This is a genomic window from Candidatus Karelsulcia muelleri (assembly GCF_028673255.1).
GTDB classification, from domain to species: Bacteria; Bacteroidota; Bacteroidia; order Flavobacteriales; family Blattabacteriaceae; genus Karelsulcia; species Karelsulcia muelleri_D.
Map to the genome: position 1 here is coordinate 90,377 of NZ_CP110504.1, position 21,194 is coordinate 111,570.

Sequence of the window (21,194 nt, forward strand, 5' to 3'; positions counted from 1 at the left end):
ACGTTAAAATAAACTTAATAAGACTTTCTTAATATAATATTTTATTAAGATTAAAAGATAAATCCAATATACTAAACCAAAAAATCAAAAAATTCTCAATTCCTTCTATTACTTCAGTAATTAATTTATTTATAAAACTTACTTTTTTAGTATTTATGTATTTACAAAAATTTTTCCAATTAAAATTTTTAGCAGACCAAAATGGATTCATGTAATTCTTATCATAATTATAACGATGGGCTATTCTAAAAATTTCTAATGAAAATAAAAGAAACATTTTTTTTTTATCCCGACTCCATAAATTAATATTAGAACACCATTTAAATAATAAATCTATTTTATTTTTTAACCCAAATAATAGTCTCATCCAAACAATAAAATTCTTCTTTAAAGATTTATCAAATAAATCATAATGCTCAATATTATAATATTTATAATAATAATATTTATAGCTCTTATTCGTATCGCATATTTTTAATATATTTATTACTATTAATTTTCTAATTAAGTTTTTTTTAAGTTGTATTTCAATTGGTTTTATATTATAGTTATAAATAGTATTTAAATTTATTCTATATACTATAGATTTAAAATTATTTAGAAAGAAATTTTCATTTTCTGAGATAAAAACAAATATTACATTTTTTCTTGGTGAATATAAAATCTTTAATAACTTCTTATTAGCAGAAATATTTAAATACTCTGACATCCATATTATTACTATTTTATGAGATAATTCATAAGGTTTGATATTTATGATTTTTAAAATATATTCAACTTGAAACAAAGAAATTTTTAAATCTATATTTTCAGAATTTATTTCTTTTTTCCAATTGAATAAACTCGCATAAGGTTTTTTAACTAAAAACTTAATAAATATCTCATCTATTTTGTTTTTCTCTTTTGGCAAAGGATACATAAAAAGAATATCAGGATGAGGCAAAACATTCTGTTTTAAGATATCTTTTTTAAAAAAAAACTTTATAAGTTTTACTCCTAATTTCAAATGACCACATCCTTCTGATCCAAAAATTAAGATACCTGTTGGTAATATATTATATTTAAAACTTTTATATAACAATTTTTCTATTTTAAGATGAGTCATATTTTTAACTGAATATTCACTTTCATTTGCAATTTTGTGACAAATATAGTGCTTTTCAGATAGAATAAGAGAAATTCTAACTATAATGTAACTCTGCAAAACTCTGAAAGTTAAAATATAGTAGTTTATTTTCTTAAATTTACTAAATATTAAACCGTTTTTGTTTTAATGAAATTATTTTGTTAAAAACTAACTTTCTATTATTTTTCTTAGTACTTTTATTATCAAGACAAAAATAACCATTTCTTAAAAATTGATATTTTGTTTTAGAATTAGCATTTCTTAAAAATTGCTCTGCAAAAGCATTTACTTGTATTCTTGATTTTTTATTAATATAATCAGTAAAATTTTTAATTTTTTCAGGACATTTAATGTTAAATAATTTTCCATATAAATTTATTTTAATTGGTAAAGAATATTTTTTAGCTACCCAATGCAAAGTAGCCTTATACTTACTTTTATCTTTGTATATTTTACATAATATATATTTTATACTTCCATTTTTCTTTTTTATTATAGATTTCGCCTTTATTGTAAATGCTGATTTTAATCTTACTTTTTGTCCAATAGATAAACGCCAAAATTTATCTTTTTTATTTTCTATGAAGTCCTTGCTTTCTATGTAAATTTCTTTTGAGAATGGAATATTTCTATCTTTAAATCTTAACCATTTAGTCTCATTTAAATTTTCTATTTTTAAAGTTAAAGGATTAAATACAACCATTACTTGTTCAGCTATCTTAGCTAAGTTTTTTTTTAAATAAAATTCTAATAAATAAATATCAATATTATTTTCTCGTTTTGAAATTCCTATTTCTTTTATAAACTTACAGATAGCATCAGGAGTAAATCCTCTTCTTCTAAGTCCAGAAATGGTAGGTAATCTTGGGTCATCCCAATTCTCTACTATTTGTTTTTCTATTAAAAATTTAATTTTTGTTTTACTCATTATCGAGTAATTTAAATTTAATCTGGAAAACTCGTATTGTTTTGGTAATATATGACCAGAACTTTTAATTTTACTAAGAAACCAATTATATAATGGTTTATTATGTTGAAATTCTAACGTACATAAAGAATGAGATATTTTTTCTAAATAATCATTTTGTCCATGTGCCCAATCGTAAGTTGGATATATGAACCACTTTTTTCCTGTTTTGTAGTGCTTTTTCTTAATTATTCTGTACATAATAGGATCTCTAAGGTTTATATTCGGTGAATTCATATCTATCTTAGCCCGTAATACACATTCACCTTCTTTAAAACAACCATTTTTCATTTTTTTAAATAATTCTAAATTCTCATATATCGACCTCTTTCTATATGGACTTTCTATACCATCTTCATAACTAGATCTTCTTTGTTCTTTAATCTTCTTTTTTGTTTGACTGTCTACAAAAGCTTTACCTTGCAAAATTAATTTTTTAGCTAATTTATAAAGCTCTACAAAATAATCTGAGGCATAAGTTTCTTTACACCATTTAAATCCTAGCCAATTTATATCTTTTTTTATTGCTTTAATAAATTTGGTTTCTTCGTTAATAGGATTAGTATCATCAAAACGTAATATAAAAGGACATTTGTATTTTCTCGCTAATGAATAATTTAAATATATTGATTTCACATGCCCTAAGTGTAAAAAACCATTAGGTTCTGGAGGAAATCTAAATGATAAGTTTTTCTTAGGTAAACCATTTTTAATATCTTTATCAATAATTTTTTCTAAAAAATTTGTTTTAGACATATATTATCACGATCTTATATAGAATAAGAAATTATTTAAGTCTGAGTGAGAGATTCCACTAATCTTTATAGCTTCTCCAATATTTTTTGGTCTAAACTTAGAAAATTTTTCAATAGCTTCTTTAGATAAAGATTTCATTTGATAAAAATTAAAATTTTTAGGAATTCTTAATTTATTTAATTTTGAAATTTTTTTTATGTTTTTTTCTTCTTTTTTTATATAAACTTTATATTTCATATTTATATATACTTTCTTTAATATCTCCTTGTTTAGTTTCTTGTTTTTATTTTCAATTTCTTTCATTTTATTTCTAATATTCAAATAGTTTATACAACTATTAATTTTATTCGTTTGACTTCTTAAGTTGTCTATAATATTATTAGAAATTAATCCTAATTTATATGCTATAGGCATTAATCTTTTCTCTGCGTTATCTTGTCTTAATAAAAGTCTATATTCAGCTCGTGAAGTAAACATTCTATATGGTTCCTGTGTACCTTTATTTATTAAATCATCTATTAAAACGCCAATATATGCTTCATTTCTTTTTAAGATTAACGGTTTTTTTTTCTTAATTTTTAAGTGAGCATTTATGCCAGCGAGTAATCCTTGTGCTGCAGCTTCTTCATATCCAGTAGTTCCATTTATCTGTCCTGCAAAAAAAAGGTTTCTAATTCTTTTGGTTTCTAAATTTTTTTTTAATTGAATTGGATTAAAATAATCATACTCTATTGCATATCCTGGTTTTAAAATTTTAGCTTTTTCAAATCCAGGTATTTTTAGTAAAGCTTTTTCTTGTATATCTATTGGTAAAGAGGTGGAAAAACCATTTATATACATTTCTATATAGTTTGTACCTTCTGGTTCTACAAATATTTGATGCCTAGTCTTAGTAGGAAATCTATATATTTTTTCTTCAATAGATGGACAATATCTTGGCCCTAGACTTTGAACATTTCCATTATATAATGGAGAAAGATAAATATTTTTTCTAATTAATTCATGAACTTGCTTGTTAGTATAAGTGATATAACATATATTTTGTTTACTTTTTGTTTTTTTCTTTAAATATGAAAAATATTCGATTGGAATATCTCCATATTGAGTTTTCATTTTACTATAATTTAAAGATCTAGAATATACTCTTGGTGATGTCCCAGTTTTAAGACGTCCAGAAAAAAATCCCATATTTTCGAGTTTTTTAGTTAATCCTAATATTGGTTTTTCTGATAATCTCCCCCCTTCTGTTTTTTTATTACCAATATAAATTATCCCATTTAGAAATGTACCAGCAGCTAAAATTACTGCCTTGCCAAAGAATTTTTGCCCAATTATAGATTTTACACCGATTATTTTATTATTAATAATTAGAAAGTCTATGATAGTTGCTTTACGAATTTCTAAGTTATTAATTTTTTTTAAAGCAGATTTCCAATTTTTTGAAAATTTTATTCTCTCACATTGAGCTCTTGGACTCCACATGGCAGGCCCTTTAGACTTGTTTAACATTCTAAATTGAATCAAACTTCTGTCAGTTATAATTCCTGAGGCCCCCCCTAAGGCATCTATTTCCTTTATAATTTGGCCTTTGGCAATACCACCCATTGCGGGATTGCAAGACATTTTCGCTATATTATTTGTATTAGTAGTAATTAGCAAAGTATTAGAGCCTAATTTTGCAGATACTGCAGCTGCCTCTGAGCCAGCATGTCCTGCTCCTACTACAATTATATCAAAATACATCTAGATCAATTTTTCTATTATCTTATATTTTATATATTAAAATTATATCTCTTAAGGTACTGAGTGGAATTGAACCACTGTTAAAGATTTTGCAGACCTTTACCTAACCACTCGGCCACAGTACCAAGAATTTTTATAATATTATTAAATAAGAAATTTAGCTATATAAAATTAGATTTTAAAATAATATTTTTTTAATTTAAAGTATTTTAAATAGTAAATGAAAGTAATAGTTTTAAAGGCAGAACAAAGATTTATTGTAAAAAAAAAACAAATGAAAAGTTTCAGAGAATCTGGTTATTTACCGTGTACAGTGTACGGTAAGAATAAAAACATTAATTTCTTTTTGGATTATTATTTAATTGAACAAATTTTAAAAAATAAAACTATAAACAAATTTATGATTTCGATAAATAATGAAATTAATATTACTACAATTTTAAAAGAAATACAATATCACCCAATCAATGAGAAAATATTACATTTAGACTTTTGTGAACTAAATAAAAAAAAATATATTACTTATGAGGTTCCTATTAAGCCTAAAGGTTTGCCTAAAGGAGTCTCTAACGGTGGAGAATATATATATAAACTACGAAGATTAAAAATTAAGGCTTTACCGAAAGATATGGTTGATCATATAGAAATAAATATTGAAAATTTAGATATAGGAGAAAATTTTTATGTTAAAAATTTAAATACAAAACAAATAGTAATATTACATGACTCTAAAACAGTTATATCATCAGTTAAAGCTCTGAAAAAAGAATGTAATGAGAAAGAAAAGACAGAAAATACTAATGATATTAAATCAGATCTTTTCAATAAAGATGCTAAGTAGAATAAAAAAGATTGTATCATATCTTTTATTTTTCTTATGCTTTAAGCAATTTGTTAAAATTTTAATCTTTTATTTTTAAATTAGTAAGTACAACATTTAATTTAATAACAAGAACTGCAGCTGTAGTTTATTTTTAATTTTGTAATTAGTAAGTACAACATTTAATTTAATAACAAGATTACATTACAAATTCTTTTAATGATATCTTGTGTTTTTAATTTTGTAATTATAAACAAGATTTCTAATCCTACTAATTTCCCTACTAAACTTAAACGTAAAAGTTTTAAGAAATAATGTATCTTAATATTTTTCTTAAAAGCTAATTTAGCCAAAAAAAGTCTTAATAACTTTAAATTATTTTTGTCATAATTATTAAACCATTCTATTATTAAAAATAATATTTTTTTTGTTATTTTTATATTTATTATTTGTTTTTTTATGTAGTTTTTCTTTAAAGTTGGTTTTTTAAAAAAATAAATTGCTTTTTCTATAATTTGATATACAAAAGTACATTGTGATCTAATTCGTAATATAATTTGTTTTATAGTTTTATCATTATTAAAATAAATTTTTTGTTCATTCAAACATAATTTAACTAATCTCGTCAATTCATCAATAGATCGGCTTTGTAGATGTCTATGATTAATCCAGTCAATTTTTTGTTTATCAAACCTCGCAGATGAAAAATTAATATCCTTTAATGAAAATGTAGCTATTAATTCTTTTAATGAAAAAATTTCTTGCTCGCAGCCTGGGTTCCACCCAAACAATGCTAACATATTAAGCAAAGCATCAGGGAAATATCCTAATTCACGATAACCAAGTATAGTTTTTAATTTAATCGGATCTTTCCATTTTAATGGAAAAATAGGAATATTTAATTTATTATAATTTCTTTTACTTAATTTACCTTTTCCAAAACTATTTAATATCAAAGGAAGATGTATAAATTTCGGCATTTTCCAATTAAAATAATAATACAACACATGCAATATAGGAAAAGAAGATATCCATTCTTCTCCTTTAATAACATGTGTAATTTTCATCAGATGATCATCGATTACATTTGCTAAATGATATGTTACATTTCCATCAGATTTTACTAATACCTTATCATCGATTACATTTGAATTTATTGATATATTCCCCCGTAATAGATCATAAACCTTAATAGTCTTTGATACAGGAACGTTTAATCTTATTATATATTTTGTTTGTTTCTTTTTAATTTGATTATAATAACAATTATTAAAGGAATTTTTTAGATTTTTTCTAGTTGAATAATTATAAATAAATAATTTACCTTTGTCTTTATACTCAGTTCTTATTTGTTTTAATTCATCTTTTGATTCAAAAGCATAGTAAGCATAATTCTTTTTCAATAAATATTTAACATATTTTTTGTATATATGTTTTCTTTTAGATTGACGATATGGTCCATAATTTCCATTGTCTGGTCCCTCATCAGCCTGAATACCACACCATTTTAGAGAATTCAAAATGTGTTTTTCAGATGCTTTAATATATCTCTCTTTATCTGTATCTTCAAATCTTATTATAAAAGATCCTTTTTTCTTCTTTGCAAACAAATAATTAAATAATGCAGTTCTTAAATTACCAATATGCAATGGTCCAGTTGGACTTGGTGCAAAACGTACTCTAATATTTTTCATTTCTTTCTTTTTATTATTTGTTTCTCAATATTTATATTGTTATATAAGATGGTATAATATTTTTTTTTAACTGAAGCAGTAAATAAAATTGCTAATTTTTTTGGGACTAACAAATTTTTGGCGTATCCACATTGAACATCAACTATATCATATTTAAATCCTAATGGAGGAACATCCTTAATTAATAGAATTTTAATTTCTTTCATTTAGTTTCTTTAAAACTTAATTTATTGAAAATTATCAGTAGTGAAAGGTAATAAACCAATATGTCGGCATCTTTTTATTGCGATTTTAAGTCTTCTATGTTGTTTTGCGGTAGTATAAGTTATTTTTCTTGGTAAAATTTCACCCATTTCATTTAAAAAATTTTTTAATAAATAATAATTTTTATAATCTATATAATTAATATTATTCTTTTTGAAAGAACATTTTTTCTTATTTTTTTTATTTTCTATATTGAAAGGTGTTAAAAATTTTATTTCAGATTTATTAATCATTATTTCTTTTATTTCAGATTATATTAAATCTTTCATCTAAATAATATTTAGATTTTTTAGTAATTTTAATAATTAAAAATCGAATTATGTTTTCATTTTGAGTTATTTTTTTTGCTATCTTTTTAACTGAGGTTTTTAAAATTTTACAATAAAATATATAAAAAAGTCCATATTTTTTTTGCCCCCAGTTCACTATATAAAGTATTTCTCCTTCTCTTTTTAAGAAAGTTTCTACGTTATAAAGAATTTTTTTTTTCTCTTCTGCTGAAACAGTTGGAGAAATAACTATTAATGTTTCATAACATGCTGATTTAAAATCCATCTTTTATAAGGAATTTCTCTTTAATGGAGCTGACGGGATTCGAACCCGTGTCCAAAAAGTAATATAATAAGACGTCTACATATTTAGCTTATAAAAGTTATAATCTAATTTTAGTTATAAGCCCTAAAAGTAGAAGAATAAAAAGAAACAAATAATTGCATAACTTACTTCTTAACTGTCTTAGCTTAAGTACTTAAGCTGCAAGAGAGTAATTCTTGGTTTCGCCTCTTATTTCTTTGTAATGAATTTTTTACGTGATTACATTACATTTCACGATATGCTTTCTTATTATATTTACTTTCTGTCAAAACCAAAGCAGCCCCTAAGTTAGTACTATAATACTGATAGAAGAATTTTTTTTCCTTTTTTTTGAAAAGAAACCTTTCCATAAATATACGAATGGATCGAATAATCTTTACTCATATAAACATTTTTAAGTGGTATAAATTTAGAGCCACGTTGTTTTACAAGAATATTTCCAGGCTTAACTATGTTACCACAATATTTTTTAACACCTAATCGTTTACTTTTAGAATCACGTCCATTTCTAGAACTTCCTACTCCCTTTTTGTGTGCCATTTATTTTTACTATTGAAAGAATTTTTATTTTAGTCATATTTTGACGATGTCCTTTTTTTAGTTTGTAACCTTTTCTTCTTTTTTTTTTAAAACAAATTTTTTTTTTTTCTTTATAATGAGATATTACTTTTGCTAAAATATAAAGATTTTTCAAATAGGGATTTCCTATATTAAATTTTTCTTTATTTGAAAATAATAGAATTTTTTTTAATAAAATTTTTTGTCCTATTTTTTCAATTTTTATAAAAGGAATGTCTATATATTTGTATGGTTTTGCACAATATTGTTTTCCTAAAGCTTCAAAATAAGCTTTCATCAAAAAATAAAACATTTAGTCTTTTGGTCTCAGCTGGATTTGAACCAGCGACTTCTTGATTATGAGTCAAGTGCTCTAACCTAACTGAGCTATAAGACCTTTTAGGCCGAGGTCTCTAATTCTAGATTTAAGTATAAATCTTGTTTATAGATCTTGGAAATGGGATAACCTCTTTTATATTTTTCATATTTGTAATGAATTGAATTAAACGATCAAAACCTAATCCAAATCCACTGTGTGGAACAGTGCTAAATCTTCTTGTATTAATGTACCATTCTAATATTGTACGATTTAATTTAAAATATTTCATTTGTGATAAGAGTATCTCGTATCTTTCTTCTCTTTGTGAACCACCAATTATTTCACCAACATTTGGAAAAATAATATCCATTGCAGCAACTGTTTGTTTATCTTTATTTTTTCTCATATAAAATGGTTTTATATCAATTGGATAATTAAAGATAATTATTGGGTATTTAAAATAACTTTCTACTAGAAATTTTTCATGTTCATAATTTAGATCTTGTCCCCATTTCATATCATATCCATTTTGAATTAGAATTCTAATTACTTTTGAATAATGTATTCTTTTAAATTCTTTAGTTAAGATTTTATTTAAATTATTAACTATAATATTTTTTTTATCTAAAAGTTCTATATCATCTTTAGATAATATCATAATATTTTTAATAATATATTTTATGAATTCTTCTGCTAAAAACATATTATTTTTTAAATTAAAAAAAGCTATTTCTGGTTCCACCATCCAAAATTCTGCTAAATGCCTAGGAGTTTTGGATTTTTCTGCTCTAAAAGTAGGACCAAAAGTATAAATTTTTCTTAATCCTAAAGCAGCAGCTTCAGCGTGCATTTGTCCAGAAACTGTCAAATATGCGTTTTCTCCAAAAAAATCTGAATTAAAATCATTTGTTTTTAAATTTAAATTTGTAACTTTAAAAAGATTACTAGAGCCTTCTGTGTCATAATTTGTTATTATTGGTGTATGAATATAATAAAACCCATTTTTGTGAAAATATTTATGAATTAGGTATGATACATTATGTCTAATACGCATTATTGAACTAAAAAAGTTTGTTCTAAATCTTAAATAAGATTGTTCTCGCAATTTTTTATAACTATGTTTTTTCGGCTGTAATATGGTTTTTTGTAAATCTTTATACTTGAAAATTCCATAAATTTTTATATTGTTTGCTAATAATTCAATATTTTGTTTTTTTCCTTTACTTAAAACTATTCTACCTTTTAGTTTTAAATAAACACCTAGATTTATAGATTTGTCTTCTTTTTCTAGAATTATTTGTAAATTTTTTCTTGTTGAACCATCGTTTATTATAACAAACGTTTTTAATTTATTTGTTCTTTTGTGTTTGACCCAACCTTTTACTACTATTTTTTTATTTATTAATATTGTATTTTGTTTGAAAATTTGTTTTATTGTATTGCACATTTTATTAAATTTTTATTATTTCTTTATTTTTTTTATTAAAGATATTTTCTATTAAACATATATATTCTCTTGTTACTGTATTTATATGTTTCTTATATCTATTGAAAGTATCTATATCTATTATGTTTAATTTAATTATTTTATTGTATTCTTTTCTTATATTTCTTAATCTAATTTTTGCTTTTTCTAATTTGATATTATTAATTCTAAGTATTTCTTTTCTCCTTTCTTCTGTTAAATTTGGAAGTACAATTTTTAGAATCTTTCCAGTATTAATTGTAACTAGTCCAATTTTTGATTTAAGTATACTTTTTTCTATTAATGGTAAAATATTGGCTTCCCATGGTTTAATTAATATCGTATTTCTATTGTTTACTGTTATGCTGGCAATATGATATAAATTAATTTTCTTATCCGAATATTCTACGGTAAGATCATCTAAAATATCCGTATTGGCTTTTCCTATTCTAATTTTTGAAACAAATTTTTTAAAATAATTTAATATTTTATTCATTCTATCCTTCATTTGTTTTAATAATAATTCTTTCTTTTGGTTTTGTATTAGCATTTTCAATACTTTTATTCTAACTAAATAGTTAAAAAAATTTTAATATTATTTACAAACATTCTATTCCATGGATAATCTCTTGACAGGTATTAAAAGTACAGGACGACCTCATCTAGGACATGTTATAGGTATTATTTCTCCTACTATATTCTTGATTAATAAGGAAATGTTTCAGAAACAGTTTATATTAATTGCTAATCTTCATACTCTTACTAATTATAATTTTATTAAAAATAACAAAAAAAATAGTTACAAAATTTTAGCAGCTTGGTTAGCTTGTGGTCTAGATTATAAAAAAGTTATTTGTTACAGACAATCGGATATACCAGAAATTACTGAATTATTATGGTTTTTTAGTGCTATCTTTCCATATAATAGATTAAAATTAGTACATTCATTTAAAGAATATAAAACAAATAATAAAATAATTAATACTGCAACATTAACATATCCAATTTTAATGGCAGCAGATATATTAATAAGTAAAGCTGAAATAATTTTAGTTGGAAAAGATCAACTACAACATTTAGAAATAGCTAGAAAAATAGCTAAAAAAATAAATCAAATAAAAAGAATATTTACTATTCCTAAAGCAAAAATATTTACAAAGTTGATAAAAGGAACAGATGGAAAAAAAATGAGTAAATCTAAAAAGAATATTATAGATATTTTTTCAAAAAAGAAACAAATAAAGAAACAAATTTTTAAAATTAAAACCCAAAACAAGTTTTTAAATGAAGAAAATAAATTATTAACAGATAATTTATACAATATTTATCTTAATTTTGCAGGTTCAAAAAAAATTAAAAATAAATTGAATGTTGGTTATCAACATGCGAAGGAAGAATTTTATAGTTTCTTAATAAGTAAATTTAAAAAAGAACGTAAGTTATATAAATATTACATTAACAAAAAAAGTAAATTAGAAAAAATATTTAAAATAGGTGCTACAAAAATGAAAGAAATAATTCAACCAACCATGAAACAAGTTCGCAATGTTTTTGATTGTTCTTAATCAAGATACTCATGCTCTATTTTGAGTAATTTTTATACAGTATATAATTCACATTTAGAATTTATTAATCATTTTGGTTGTGAGAGCAGCATGAAATTAAGTTTCTTATTAACGCAATTACAAGAAATAAAATTCAAGTTAGTCAATTTGCTTTATTTTAAATAATAAATAAAATTAAATTCTTATTTAAGAATAAATCTTTATGCCAAGTGGGAAAAAAAGAAAACGAAAAAAAATAGCAACACATAAAAGAAAGAAAAAAAAACGAAAAAATAGACACAAGAAAAAATAAAGATATTTTTGGCGGATATGGTGGAATTGGTATACACGCTAGATTTAGGATCTAGTATCTATAAAGATATAAGGGTTCAAATCCCTTTATCCGCACTAATTATAGAAATTACCTGGATGCCGGAATGGTATACGAGCTGAACTCAAAATTCAGTGATTCTAAATCATGTGGGTTCAAATCCCACTCCAGGTATTGCTATTTACTAAGTAACATGAAAAGAACTTACAATCCATCAAAAATAAAAAGAAGAAGAAAACTTGGTTTTAGAGTTTTAAGAAAACAAAAACAATATAAAAACAAAAGAAACAATTCTTTATTAAGAAAACGAAAAATTCTTATTAAATAATATCTTATTCATTTTCTTATTTTCTTTGTATGCTAAATCATAATCAATTAGTATTTTTCCACTTTGTTCATCTATTATTAGATTCTTTCTTTCTAATAAATTAGAATATTTTATTTTACTAATTAAGATATAATTTCCTACTGGTATTTGCTTATATATCGGTACAACCGCTAAACTGTTAGTTGAAATAATAATTTTATATCTTTTATACAAGACCTTATTCAGTTTGTTTTTAATTTTTTTATAAATACTACGTAATTCATTAGTTTTATTATTTATTTCTGTATATTTTGTATTATAATATATGAATTTTAATTTAAATTTGATTTTTTGTTGTTTTATAAATTTTCTTATATTTTTAATTTTATTTTTAATCAAAATAATTCTTTTCTTTTCTTTTAAAAATTTTCTTTTTTTTATAATAAAATCCATCGTGTAATATTCTATACTCATAAATAAATGAGTTGGATTTTCTTTTTTAATGCTTTCTAATGTTAAAAGTTTTATAATCTTTTGTTTCTGTGTTTTTAATTTCTTATATTTTCTGAAATCATTTTTTTTAATTTTAATCTTTTTAAGGAGTTTAATCAAATATTTGTTTTTCTTGATTAAAAAACAATTAAATCTTATAATAAATTTCTTAAATCTATTTCTTAGAAAAGTTAAATAGTTATAACGTAAATCAATTAATTGTAATCTATATAGATATCTTAACTGTGATTCCATCGTTGCCATAGTTCTAAACTTTAGAAGTTTTTAGCATCTTATTTTTATTTTTTATGAATTTTAATAAGAAACCAATATGGTTAAAAGTTATACTAAATATTGGTGATAAGTATTCTAAAATCAATAACTTGTTAGTAACAGCAAGTTTAAATACAATTTGCCAAAGAAGTGATTGTCCTAATATTGGAAATTGTTGGAAACATGGAGTTTTAAGCTTTCTTTTACTAGGAAATATATGTACTAGGTCTTGCCATTTTTGTTCAATAAAAACTGGAAAACCTAAACAATTGAATTTATTAGAACCTTATAAAATTGCCAACACAATAAAAAAAATTAAAATAAAACATGTTGTCTTAACATCCGTCAATAGAGATGATTTAAAAGATTTAGGTATAACCTTATGGTTGAAGACCATAAGAGAAATAAAAAAAATATCTACTTCTACTATAGAAACCTTGATTCCAGATTTTAAAGGGCAACAAAAGCCAATATCTCTACTTATTAAAGAAAAACCAGAACTTATTTCTCATAATATAGAAACTGTACCTAGATTATTAAAACAAGTACGTAGTACAGCTAAATATGAGAGAAGCTTGTCACTTTTAAAATATATAAAAAAAAAATGTGACATAAGAACTAAAACAGGTCTTATGCTAGGATTAGGGGAAACTGAAGTAGAAATACTAAATACTTTGAAAGATATTAGAAAAGCGAATATAGATATATTAACTCTAGGTCAATACCTCTCACCAAGTTTCAAACATTACGAAGTTCAAAACTTTATTAATAACAAAAAATTTAAATATTACAAAAACATAGCATTGAATATGGGTTTTTTCTTTGTAGAAAGCAATCCATTAGTTAGAAGTTCTTATAATGCCTATAAACATATTCGTTAACATAGCAATTTCTTCATTCTTCTAATAATTGTGCAATCATTTTTTTTATTTTTAATGACGAAGTCTTCAAGTTCTTACGTTCTTCTTTATTAAGTTGTAATTCAAGAATCTTTTCTATACCATTTTTTCCTAAAATAACAGGTACACCTAAAAAAACATTATTTAATCCATATTCTCCCGTTAGATAACAGCTACAAGTAATAATATTTTTGGAATTTTTAATTATTGCTTCAACCATATTTGCAATTGCTATTCCTGGAGTATACCAAGCTGATGTTTTTAACATATTTAATATTTCACCACCAGTTTGTTTGGTTTTCTGAATTATAAAATTTATATTGCTTTTGCTTAATAATTCACCAAGAGGTATTCCAGATACAGTTGTATAGCGTAGTAAAGGAATCATTGTATCTCCATGTTCACCTATCAGCATGGATTGTATATCTTTAGGATTGCATTTTAACGCTGTCGCAATATAAGAATTATAACGAGCAGTGTCTAGAAGTCCACTCATACCAAAAATCTTAAATCTGCTAATATTTAATTCTTTAAAAGCTACATAAGTCATAATATCTAATGGATTTGACACGATAATGAATAATGCATTTTTAGAGTATTTTAAGAACTTATTAGTTACTTCCTTTATTATCACAGCATTTTTAGTTATTAATTGATCACGAGTCATTCCTGTATTTCTTATGAAACCTGAAGTAATAATACAGATTTTGGAATTTTTAGTCTTTATATACTCCTTATTTCCAAGACCAATAACTTTTGTATTAGTTGTCAATAATTGTGAAGAATTCCATATATCTAAAGCTTTTCCCATGGCTTTTTCTTTGCTAATATCTAACAAAAGAATCTTAGTAACTATATTTTTAGCAGCTATAAAACTTGCACAGGTTCCACCCACATTTCCAGCACCTACAATAGTAATTTTCATAATCGGTTATATTTTATTAATATTAACAATTACATCTTAACTTAGTATTAACTATGAAGAAAATAATTTCTATAGTTGGCCATACAAATGTTGGTAAATCTACACTTTTTAATTATTTAGTAGGATACCGTAAAGCAATTACTGATTATACTCATGGAGTAACAAGAGATAGAATATATTGTGAATGTAAATGGAGAGGAAATAATTTTACTTTGATAGATTCTGGAGGATATGTTTTTGGAACTAAAGAATTAGAAAAAAAAATTATAGAACAATTTTTATTAGCTATAGAAGAAGCTTCTGATATTATTTTTATATTAGATATTTTATCTGGAATATTGCCCATTGATTATAAAATTTGTAATATCTTACAACGATCAAAAAAAAAAGTTTTTATTGCTATAAATAAAATAGACAAATATAAATATACTATTTTTGATATAAAAGAAGTTTTTAACTTAGGATTTAAGTATTTTTTTTTTATATCTTCTTTAAATGGAATAGGTATTAACGAATTATTAGATTCTATTTTTGTAGATGCGAATGAGAGCTATAAAAACGTTATTAATTATAATTTAAGTATTCTTCCTAGAATTACTATCGTAGGAAGGAAAAATGTAGGAAAGTCTTCTTTAATAAATACATTATTGAATAAGAAACAACGTATTGTTTGTGATCAGCCTGGTACTACTAGAGATGGAATAGAAGTATTTTATAAGAAATTTAATTTTAAATGTATTTTGATAGATACTGCAGGATTTCTCAAAAATAAAATCAAGTCTGAATATATAGAATACTTTTCTTTTCTTAGAACTACTAAATTTATTTCTAGTTCTGACTTATGTTTTTTTATGCTTGATGTTAAAATTGGCTTTAACAAACAAGATTTAAAGGTTTTTAATTTTATTAAAAAAAAAATAATTTCTATTATAATTTTGATTAATAAATGCGATTTAATAAAAGAAAAAAATGAATTACAAAAATTAAAAAATAATATTTTAAAAAAAATATATCCTTTTACAGATGTTCCTATATATTTTATATCCAATTATACAAAAAAAAATATTATTAAAGCTTTTAAAAAAGGTATAAACATAATTAATAAGCAAAAAAAAAATATAAGTACCAGTTCTTTTAAGAAAATTATGCTTACGATAATAGAAAGAAATCAGTTTAGAAATAGAAACAAATTTGCTATAAAGTATTGCGTTCCAATTTTTAAAAAAGGAATTAATCAATTCATTTTTTTTAGTAAGAATCCGAACCTTATACCTAGTTCTTATAAAAGATTTTTGGAAAAAAAAATAAGAGAAAATTTTGATTTAGTTGGAATTCCTATAAAAATTAAATTGCTAAAGATGTCGAAATTAAAAAAAAAGAATATTCTTCTGTATGAATAAAATTTATATGTTTGAGAAGAATGATTATATCAAACAAAAAGTTATTATTGTAGCTGCTATTTTAAAATTTAAAAATCAAGAACAAGTTAAAAACGAAATTAATGAATTAAATTATCTAGCTCAAACTTTAGGGGCGAAAGTCATTAAAATATTTGTTCAAAATATAAAAAATAAAAATCCAAGAACTTTTATTGGAAAAGGAAAAATAGAAGAAATCAAAAAATTTATTATACTAAAAAAGATTAAAATAGCAATATTTAATGAGAATCTTTCACCTTCACAATTGAAAAATATAGAACAACTTTTTAAATCAAAAGTGGTTGATAGAACTAAAGTTATCTTAGATATTTTTTATAAAAGAGCAAAAACATCTTATGCTAAAACTCAAATTAAATTAGCTCAATATAAATATTATTTGTCTAAGTTACCAAAACTATGGACACATTTAGAAAAACAACGAGGAGGAATAGGTTTTAGAGGTCCTGGAGAATCTGAAATAGAAACTGATAGAAGAAATATTAGAACAAGTATTAATAAGCTAACAAACAAAATTAAATTAATTGATAAACAAATGGAAACTCAGCGAAAACATAGAAAACATATACTAAGGATATCTCTTTTAGGATATACAAATGTTGGTAAATCTACACTTATGAACGTTTTAAGTAATGCAAATGTTTATGTAGAAAATAAATTCTTTTCTACTGTAGATACAACAGTAAGGAAAATAAAAATTAGAAATAAAATATTTTTAGTATCAGATACAGTAGGCTTCATAACTAATTTACCACATCAATTAAGAACTTCTTTTAAATCTACTTTATACGAAATGAAAGAGTCTGATTTATTAATTCATTTAATCGATATAAATAAAAACTCTTTTATTAAAGATATAACTTGTGTAGAAAATATTTTATTAGAACTATGTATAAAAATAGGTACAAACAAAAAACTTATTAAAGTTTTTAATAAAATAGATAAATGTAACAATTTAAATACTAAAAAATATTTTATATATAAAAAATATGGTAATAAGATTATATTTGTTTCTGCAATAAAAACACATAATATTGAATTATTAAATCAAAAAATTTGTTATCTTACTGCGTACTCTGAATTAATTCTACGTTAATTATACGTAATATGTTAGAAATTTGCTTACTGCGTATTCTGAATTATTAACAGGCGATAAAGTAATAATGTTACATCTATTCAGTTTATATGGAGAGTTGCCTGAGTGGTTAATGGAGCAGTTTGCTAAACTGTAGGTTTAACCTCGTGAGTTCGAATCTCACACTCTCCGCAACGGGATATTGCGTAGTAAGGTTATCGCGCCTGGTTTGGGACCAGGAGGTCATAGGTTCGAATCCTATTATCCCGATTTCAATTGTTTATGATTTGTTCTGGTCACATAGCTCAATGGATAGAGCACCTGCCTTCTAAGTAGTATGTTGCAGGTTCGACTCCTGCTGTGATCATTTTGTACTTTCCAACATTAAAAATTTGGTTAAAAGTTTTTTTATACTAGTTTCTTGTTTTATTTCCTTTTTTAAGTTTTTTATTAATACTCTTTTTTGTAACATACTATCTCGATATCTTATCGTTACACATTTATCTTTTAAAGTTTTGAAATCTATTGTAACACATATCGGAGTGCCTATTGCGTCTTGTCTTCTATATCTCTTTCCAATACTATCATTTTCTTCATATGTTAAAAGAAAAGAACTTTTTAAGGAATTAAATATATATTTAGCATAAGCTATTAATCTTTTATCTTGTATTAAAGGAAAAATAGCAGCTTTTACTGGAGCTAAAGAAGGATTTATCTTTAAGACAGTTCTTTTAGTTTTTTGTTTTATAACTTCCATTTTTAGCGAGGAAGATAAAATCGCCAAAAATATTCTGTCTATTCCTACAGATGTCTCTATTATATATGGAATATAATATATTTGATTTTCTTTATCAAAAACTCTAAGTTTTTTTTTACTATATTTTTCATGTTTTTTAAGATCGAAATTTCTTCTTGAATGAATTCCTTCTAATTCTTTAAAGCCAAAAGGAAAATTAAATTGAATATCATATGCCTGTTTTGCATAATGTGCTAATTGTTCATGTTCAAAATATCTATATTTTTTTTCCCCCAAGCCTATAGTTAAATGCCATATTAAGCGTTTATTCTTCCAATATTTAAACCATTTATCTTCATCTTTATGATGAATAAAAAATTGCATTTCCATTTGTTCAAATTCTCGCATTCTAAAAATAAATTGCCTTGCCATTATTTCATTTCTAAAAACTTTTCCTATTTGAGCTATCCCAAATGGAATTTTTAATTTCCTACTATTCTGCACATTTAAAAAATTTGTAAAAATCCCTTGTGCTGTTTCTGGACGTAAATAAATTGTTTGTTTTTTAAAATCTATTTGGAACATTAATTTATATTCATATATATAGTTCCATTTATCTTGAAATTTTTTTACTAATACTAATATTTTTTTAGATTTTTTTAATACTATATTATCAGCAATATATTGAATTATTCTCTTTTTTAAGTTATTTTTTTTTGTTTTTATTTTACAGAATTTTTTACATAAATAATTGTCTCCTTTACTATTTGGTTTAAATATTTTTTCTAACAAAAAATCAAGCCGATAACTGTAGTTTTTACTTTTATTATATAAAAAAATTTCTTTGAATCTCTCTGCATGTCCTGAAGCTTTCCAGATTTTTGGATGCATCAATATACTAGTATCTAATCCAATTATATTTTCATTTATTTGGATCATTGATCTCCACCAATATTCTTTTATATTATTTTTTAAATGAATGCCATATGGACCATAATCATAAATAGCATTTATTCCATCATAAATTTCACTTGTAGGAAAAATAAAACCATATTTTTTTGCATATGATACAATTTCTTTCAAAGAAATTTTGTGGTTTCTCATTTTTAACGCTTTGTGATGTAATGTTTTCTTTTCGCTTGGTTTACTATTAAGTTTCTAAAATAATAAAGTTTTGCTCTTCTAACTTTTACCGACCTTATCTTTTTTATTTCTTTTATATTTGGAGATTTAATTTGAAAAATTCTTTCTACGCCAATTGTACCAATTTTTTTTAGAACTGTAAAGGTGGAATTTCCTTGCTTTTTAATTATTATTCCTTTAAAACTTTGTATTCTTTTTTTTTCTCCTTCTTTAATTTCGTAATATACTTTTACTGTATCTCCTGAATTTAATTTGTAATTTGTCTTTTTGAGGTCTGTTACTAGTCTGTTTATATTTTTCATTTTCTTTTATTAGTTTATTTGATTTCTTTTTCTTTTTTCATATTTGTTTTTATAAAAATAAAAAGAAATGAAAAAAATCTCCTTCATTACTTATGGATGTAAATTAAATTATTCTGAATTTTCTACAATAAAAAGAAATTTATTAAATGTAGGATATAAAATTGTCGGTTTTGATTATTCTTCTCAGATTTATATAATAAATACATGTTCTATTACTCATAATGCTGATAACAAATTATTGGGTTTAATAAAAACAATAAAAACAAACAATAAAAAAGCTAAGATCATACTCTTGGGATGTTATCCTCAGAGTTTATATAATAAAATATATATAAAGAAAATAGATGCAGATGATACAATTAGTTCATACAGTTCATTTTTAAAACAAGTTTATTTAGTCCTTGGTAATAATGAAAAATTCAAATTACATTTGTTTTTAACAAATCAAATTAACAAACAAATTTCAGTTTCAGACCTAACCAAATACACCAAATATAATTCTTCTGTTTCATTTGATTACACACGTACTAGATCTTTTATAAAAATCCAAGATGGATGTGATTACAAATGTAGTTATTGTACTATTCCAAATATACGAGGAAATTCTATATCTGAAAATATTTTTAACATTATTCTTACAATTAAAAAACTTGTTTTACTAAATATTAAAGAAGTAGTTTTAACTGGAATTAACCTTGGAGATTTTATAAATTATGGTATAGAAAACAAAAAATATGATTTTTTTTATTTAATTAAAATCATTGAAAAAAAAATTACTACTAAGATACGAATTAGAATATCATCTATTGAACCCAATTTATTAAATTATAAAATAATAAATTTTATTTCAAAAAGTAAACTATTTGTTCCTCATTTTCATATTCCATTACAATCTGGTAGTAACGAAATATTAAAGAAAATGAGAAGACGATATAATCCTAATATATATATTCAAAAAGTAAATACAATTTTAAATATTCTCCCATATGCTTGTATCGGAACTGATGTAATTGTAGGTTTTCCAGGGGAAAACGAATATAATTTTTTAGAAACTTTTAATTTATTAAAAAAAATAAATATATCTTATATTCATGTTTTTAAATATTCCGATAGAGACAATACATATTCTAATTCAATGAAAAATAAAATCAACCCAAATATATGTTTCCAACGTAGTCAAATAATCCGATTTCTTTCCAAGAAAAAGAGAAAGATCTTTTATCTTAAAAATAATCTTCAAATTTATCGAGTTTTATTTGAAAAAAAAAACAATAGATATGGAGAGATCTTTGGATTTACTGAGAACTATATAAGAGTAAGAGTAAATATTCCATTTCCAAATAATATTCTTAATACTTGTAAACTCGTTAGGTTACTAAAAATAGATACTCATAATTCTTATCTTAGTGAGTTATTCTAATTAAA

At 23.2% G+C, this 21,194-nt stretch carries 22 protein-coding genes, 7 tRNA genes and 1 other RNA gene; 12 read left to right on the forward strand and 18 right to left on the reverse strand.

Annotated elements, in window-relative coordinates; all coding sequences use genetic code 11:
- Window positions 1–28 precede the first annotated feature (28 nt).
- The 4 genes from ONB78_RS00520 to ONB78_RS00535 all read right to left on the reverse strand — a co-directional run bounded on the left by ONB78_RS00520 (window position 29) and on the right by ONB78_RS00535 (window position 4,717).
- Window positions 29–1,105: a hypothetical protein gene (locus ONB78_RS00520; protein ID WP_274095900.1), complete on the reverse strand. Its 1,077-nt coding sequence runs from the start codon at window positions 1,103–1,105 to the stop codon at window positions 29–31.
- Between the two features lie 142 nt (window positions 1,106–1,247).
- Window positions 1,248–2,849 (reverse strand): glutamine--tRNA ligase, encoded by a 1,602-nt coding sequence (gene glnS, locus ONB78_RS00525; protein WP_274095902.1) that lies wholly within the window; start codon window positions 2,847–2,849, stop codon window positions 1,248–1,250.
- Window positions 2,850–2,855: 6 nt separating this feature from the next.
- The gene (gene mnmG, locus ONB78_RS00530) at window positions 2,856–4,592 is read right to left on the reverse strand and encodes a tRNA uridine-5-carboxymethylaminomethyl(34) synthesis enzyme MnmG (protein WP_274095904.1); all 1,737 of its coding nucleotides are present in this window, start codon (window positions 4,590–4,592) and stop codon (window positions 2,856–2,858) included.
- Window positions 4,593–4,646: 54 nt separating this feature from the next.
- Window positions 4,647–4,717, reverse strand: a tRNA-Cys gene (locus ONB78_RS00535).
- 95 nt (window positions 4,718–4,812) lie between these two features.
- Between ONB78_RS00535 and ONB78_RS00540 the strand changes: the two genes are divergently transcribed.
- Entirely contained in the window at window positions 4,813–5,433 is a 621-nt protein-coding gene (locus ONB78_RS00540; RefSeq protein ID WP_274095906.1) for a 50S ribosomal protein L25, read from the forward strand.
- 161 nt (window positions 5,434–5,594) lie between these two features.
- Here the strand turns inward: ONB78_RS00540 and gltX are convergent, their stop codons facing one another.
- The 10 genes from gltX to ONB78_RS00590 all read right to left on the reverse strand — a co-directional run bounded on the left by gltX (window position 5,595) and on the right by ONB78_RS00590 (window position 10,856).
- Window positions 5,595–7,106 carry a glutamate--tRNA ligase gene (gene gltX, locus ONB78_RS00545; protein WP_274095908.1) on the reverse strand — a complete coding sequence of 504 codons (1,512 nt, stop codon included), beginning with the start codon at window positions 7,104–7,106 and terminating at the stop codon, window positions 5,595–5,597.
- Entirely contained in the window at window positions 7,103–7,312 is a 210-nt protein-coding gene (locus tag ONB78_RS00550; RefSeq protein ID WP_274095910.1) for a bL9 family ribosomal protein, read from the reverse strand. The genes gltX and ONB78_RS00550 overlap by 4 nt, the downstream gene beginning before the upstream one ends.
- Before the next feature lie 21 nt (window positions 7,313–7,333).
- Window positions 7,334–7,603: a 30S ribosomal protein S18 gene (rpsR, locus tag ONB78_RS00555; RefSeq protein ID WP_274095912.1), complete on the reverse strand. Its 270-nt coding sequence runs from the start codon at window positions 7,601–7,603 to the stop codon at window positions 7,334–7,336.
- 13 nt (window positions 7,604–7,616) lie between these two features.
- The gene (locus ONB78_RS00560) at window positions 7,617–7,925 is read right to left on the reverse strand and encodes a 30S ribosomal protein S6 (RefSeq protein WP_274095914.1); all 309 of its coding nucleotides are present in this window, start codon (window positions 7,923–7,925) and stop codon (window positions 7,617–7,619) included.
- 21 nt (window positions 7,926–7,946) lie between these two features.
- Window positions 7,947–8,248, reverse strand: a transfer-messenger RNA (tmRNA) gene (gene ssrA, locus ONB78_RS00565).
- A gap of 10 nt (window positions 8,249–8,258) precedes the next feature.
- The gene (rpmA, locus tag ONB78_RS00570; protein ID WP_274095916.1) at window positions 8,259–8,504 is read right to left on the reverse strand and encodes a 50S ribosomal protein L27; all 246 of its coding nucleotides are present in this window, start codon (window positions 8,502–8,504) and stop codon (window positions 8,259–8,261) included.
- A complete protein-coding gene (gene rplU, locus ONB78_RS00575) occupies window positions 8,473–8,820 on the reverse strand; it encodes a 50S ribosomal protein L21 (protein ID WP_337992637.1) in 348 nt (115 codons plus the stop codon). Before rplU ends, rpmA begins: the two co-directional genes overlap by 32 nt.
- A gap of 24 nt (window positions 8,821–8,844) precedes the next feature.
- A tRNA-Ile gene (locus ONB78_RS00580) sits at window positions 8,845–8,919 on the reverse strand.
- Between the two features lie 28 nt (window positions 8,920–8,947).
- Window positions 8,948–10,288 (reverse strand): asparagine--tRNA ligase, encoded by a 1,341-nt coding sequence (gene asnS / locus ONB78_RS00585; protein ID WP_274095919.1) that lies wholly within the window; start codon window positions 10,286–10,288, stop codon window positions 8,948–8,950.
- Between the two features lie 4 nt (window positions 10,289–10,292).
- Window positions 10,293–10,856 carry a ribosome-recycling factor gene (locus ONB78_RS00590; protein ID WP_274095921.1) on the reverse strand — a complete coding sequence of 188 codons (564 nt, stop codon included), beginning with the start codon at window positions 10,854–10,856 and terminating at the stop codon, window positions 10,293–10,295.
- A gap of 67 nt (window positions 10,857–10,923) precedes the next feature.
- Here ONB78_RS00590 and trpS point away from each other — a divergent pair, with 67 nt between their 5' ends.
- From trpS to ONB78_RS00610, 4 genes are all read left to right on the forward strand, one after another.
- A complete protein-coding gene (trpS, locus tag ONB78_RS00595) occupies window positions 10,924–11,871 on the forward strand; it encodes a tryptophan--tRNA ligase (RefSeq protein ID WP_274095923.1) in 948 nt (315 codons plus the stop codon).
- Between the two features lie 303 nt (window positions 11,872–12,174).
- Window positions 12,175–12,258 (forward strand) — tRNA-Leu (locus ONB78_RS00600).
- Window positions 12,259–12,273: 15 nt separating this feature from the next.
- A tRNA-Leu gene (locus ONB78_RS00605) sits at window positions 12,274–12,355 on the forward strand.
- Window positions 12,356–12,374: 19 nt separating this feature from the next.
- Window positions 12,375–12,509: a 50S ribosomal protein L34 gene (locus ONB78_RS00610; RefSeq protein WP_158380316.1), complete on the forward strand. Its 135-nt coding sequence runs from the start codon at window positions 12,375–12,377 to the stop codon at window positions 12,507–12,509.
- Here the strand turns inward: ONB78_RS00610 and ONB78_RS00615 are convergent.
- Window positions 12,480–13,244, reverse strand: coding sequence for a hypothetical protein (locus tag ONB78_RS00615; protein WP_274095925.1), 765 nt, complete (start codon window positions 13,242–13,244; stop codon window positions 12,480–12,482). The genes ONB78_RS00610 and ONB78_RS00615 overlap by 30 nt on opposite strands.
- 44 nt (window positions 13,245–13,288) lie before the next feature.
- On the opposite strand from ONB78_RS00615, the gene lipA reads away from it, so the two are divergent.
- On the forward strand, window positions 13,289–14,134 hold the full coding sequence (lipA, locus tag ONB78_RS00620; protein WP_274095926.1) for a lipoyl synthase: 846 nt from the start codon (window positions 13,289–13,291) through the stop codon (window positions 14,132–14,134).
- 13 nt (window positions 14,135–14,147) lie between these two features.
- Here lipA and ONB78_RS00625 read toward each other — a convergent pair whose 3' ends face one another.
- Complete coding sequence (locus tag ONB78_RS00625) at window positions 14,148–15,077, reverse strand: malate dehydrogenase (RefSeq protein ID WP_274095928.1); 930 nt, start codon at window positions 15,075–15,077, stop codon at window positions 14,148–14,150.
- 53 nt (window positions 15,078–15,130) lie between these two features.
- Here ONB78_RS00625 and der point away from each other — a divergent pair, with 53 nt between their 5' ends.
- The 5 genes from der (at window position 15,131) to ONB78_RS00650 (ending at window position 17,955) form a co-directional block, all read left to right on the forward strand.
- Window positions 15,131–16,477, forward strand: coding sequence for a ribosome biogenesis GTPase Der (der, locus tag ONB78_RS00630; protein WP_274095930.1), 1,347 nt, complete (start codon window positions 15,131–15,133; stop codon window positions 16,475–16,477).
- Entirely contained in the window at window positions 16,470–17,609 is a 1,140-nt protein-coding gene (hflX, locus tag ONB78_RS00635) for a GTPase HflX (protein WP_274095932.1), read from the forward strand. Before der ends, hflX begins: the two co-directional genes overlap by 8 nt.
- A gap of 91 nt (window positions 17,610–17,700) precedes the next feature.
- A tRNA-Ser gene (locus ONB78_RS00640) sits at window positions 17,701–17,780 on the forward strand.
- Window positions 17,781–17,783: 3 nt separating this feature from the next.
- Window positions 17,784–17,858 (forward strand) — tRNA-Pro (locus ONB78_RS00645).
- A 24-nt stretch (window positions 17,859–17,882) separates the two neighbouring features.
- A tRNA-Arg gene (locus ONB78_RS00650) sits at window positions 17,883–17,955 on the forward strand.
- Here the strand turns inward: ONB78_RS00650 and ONB78_RS00655 are convergent.
- Both ONB78_RS00655 and rplS read right to left on the reverse strand, forming a co-directional pair.
- Window positions 17,953–19,428, reverse strand: a complete 1,476-nt coding sequence (locus tag ONB78_RS00655; RefSeq protein ID WP_274095933.1) for a glycine--tRNA ligase — start codon at window positions 19,426–19,428, stop codon at window positions 17,953–17,955. The genes ONB78_RS00650 and ONB78_RS00655 overlap by 3 nt on opposite strands.
- 2 nt (window positions 19,429–19,430) lie before the next feature.
- Window positions 19,431–19,769, reverse strand: coding sequence for a 50S ribosomal protein L19 (rplS, locus tag ONB78_RS00660; protein WP_274095934.1), 339 nt, complete (start codon window positions 19,767–19,769; stop codon window positions 19,431–19,433).
- 67 nt (window positions 19,770–19,836) lie between these two features.
- On the opposite strand from rplS, the gene ONB78_RS00665 reads away from it, so the two are divergent.
- A complete protein-coding gene (locus ONB78_RS00665; RefSeq protein ID WP_274095935.1) occupies window positions 19,837–21,189 on the forward strand; it encodes a MiaB/RimO family radical SAM methylthiotransferase in 1,353 nt (450 codons plus the stop codon).
- Window positions 21,190–21,194 lie beyond the last annotated feature (5 nt).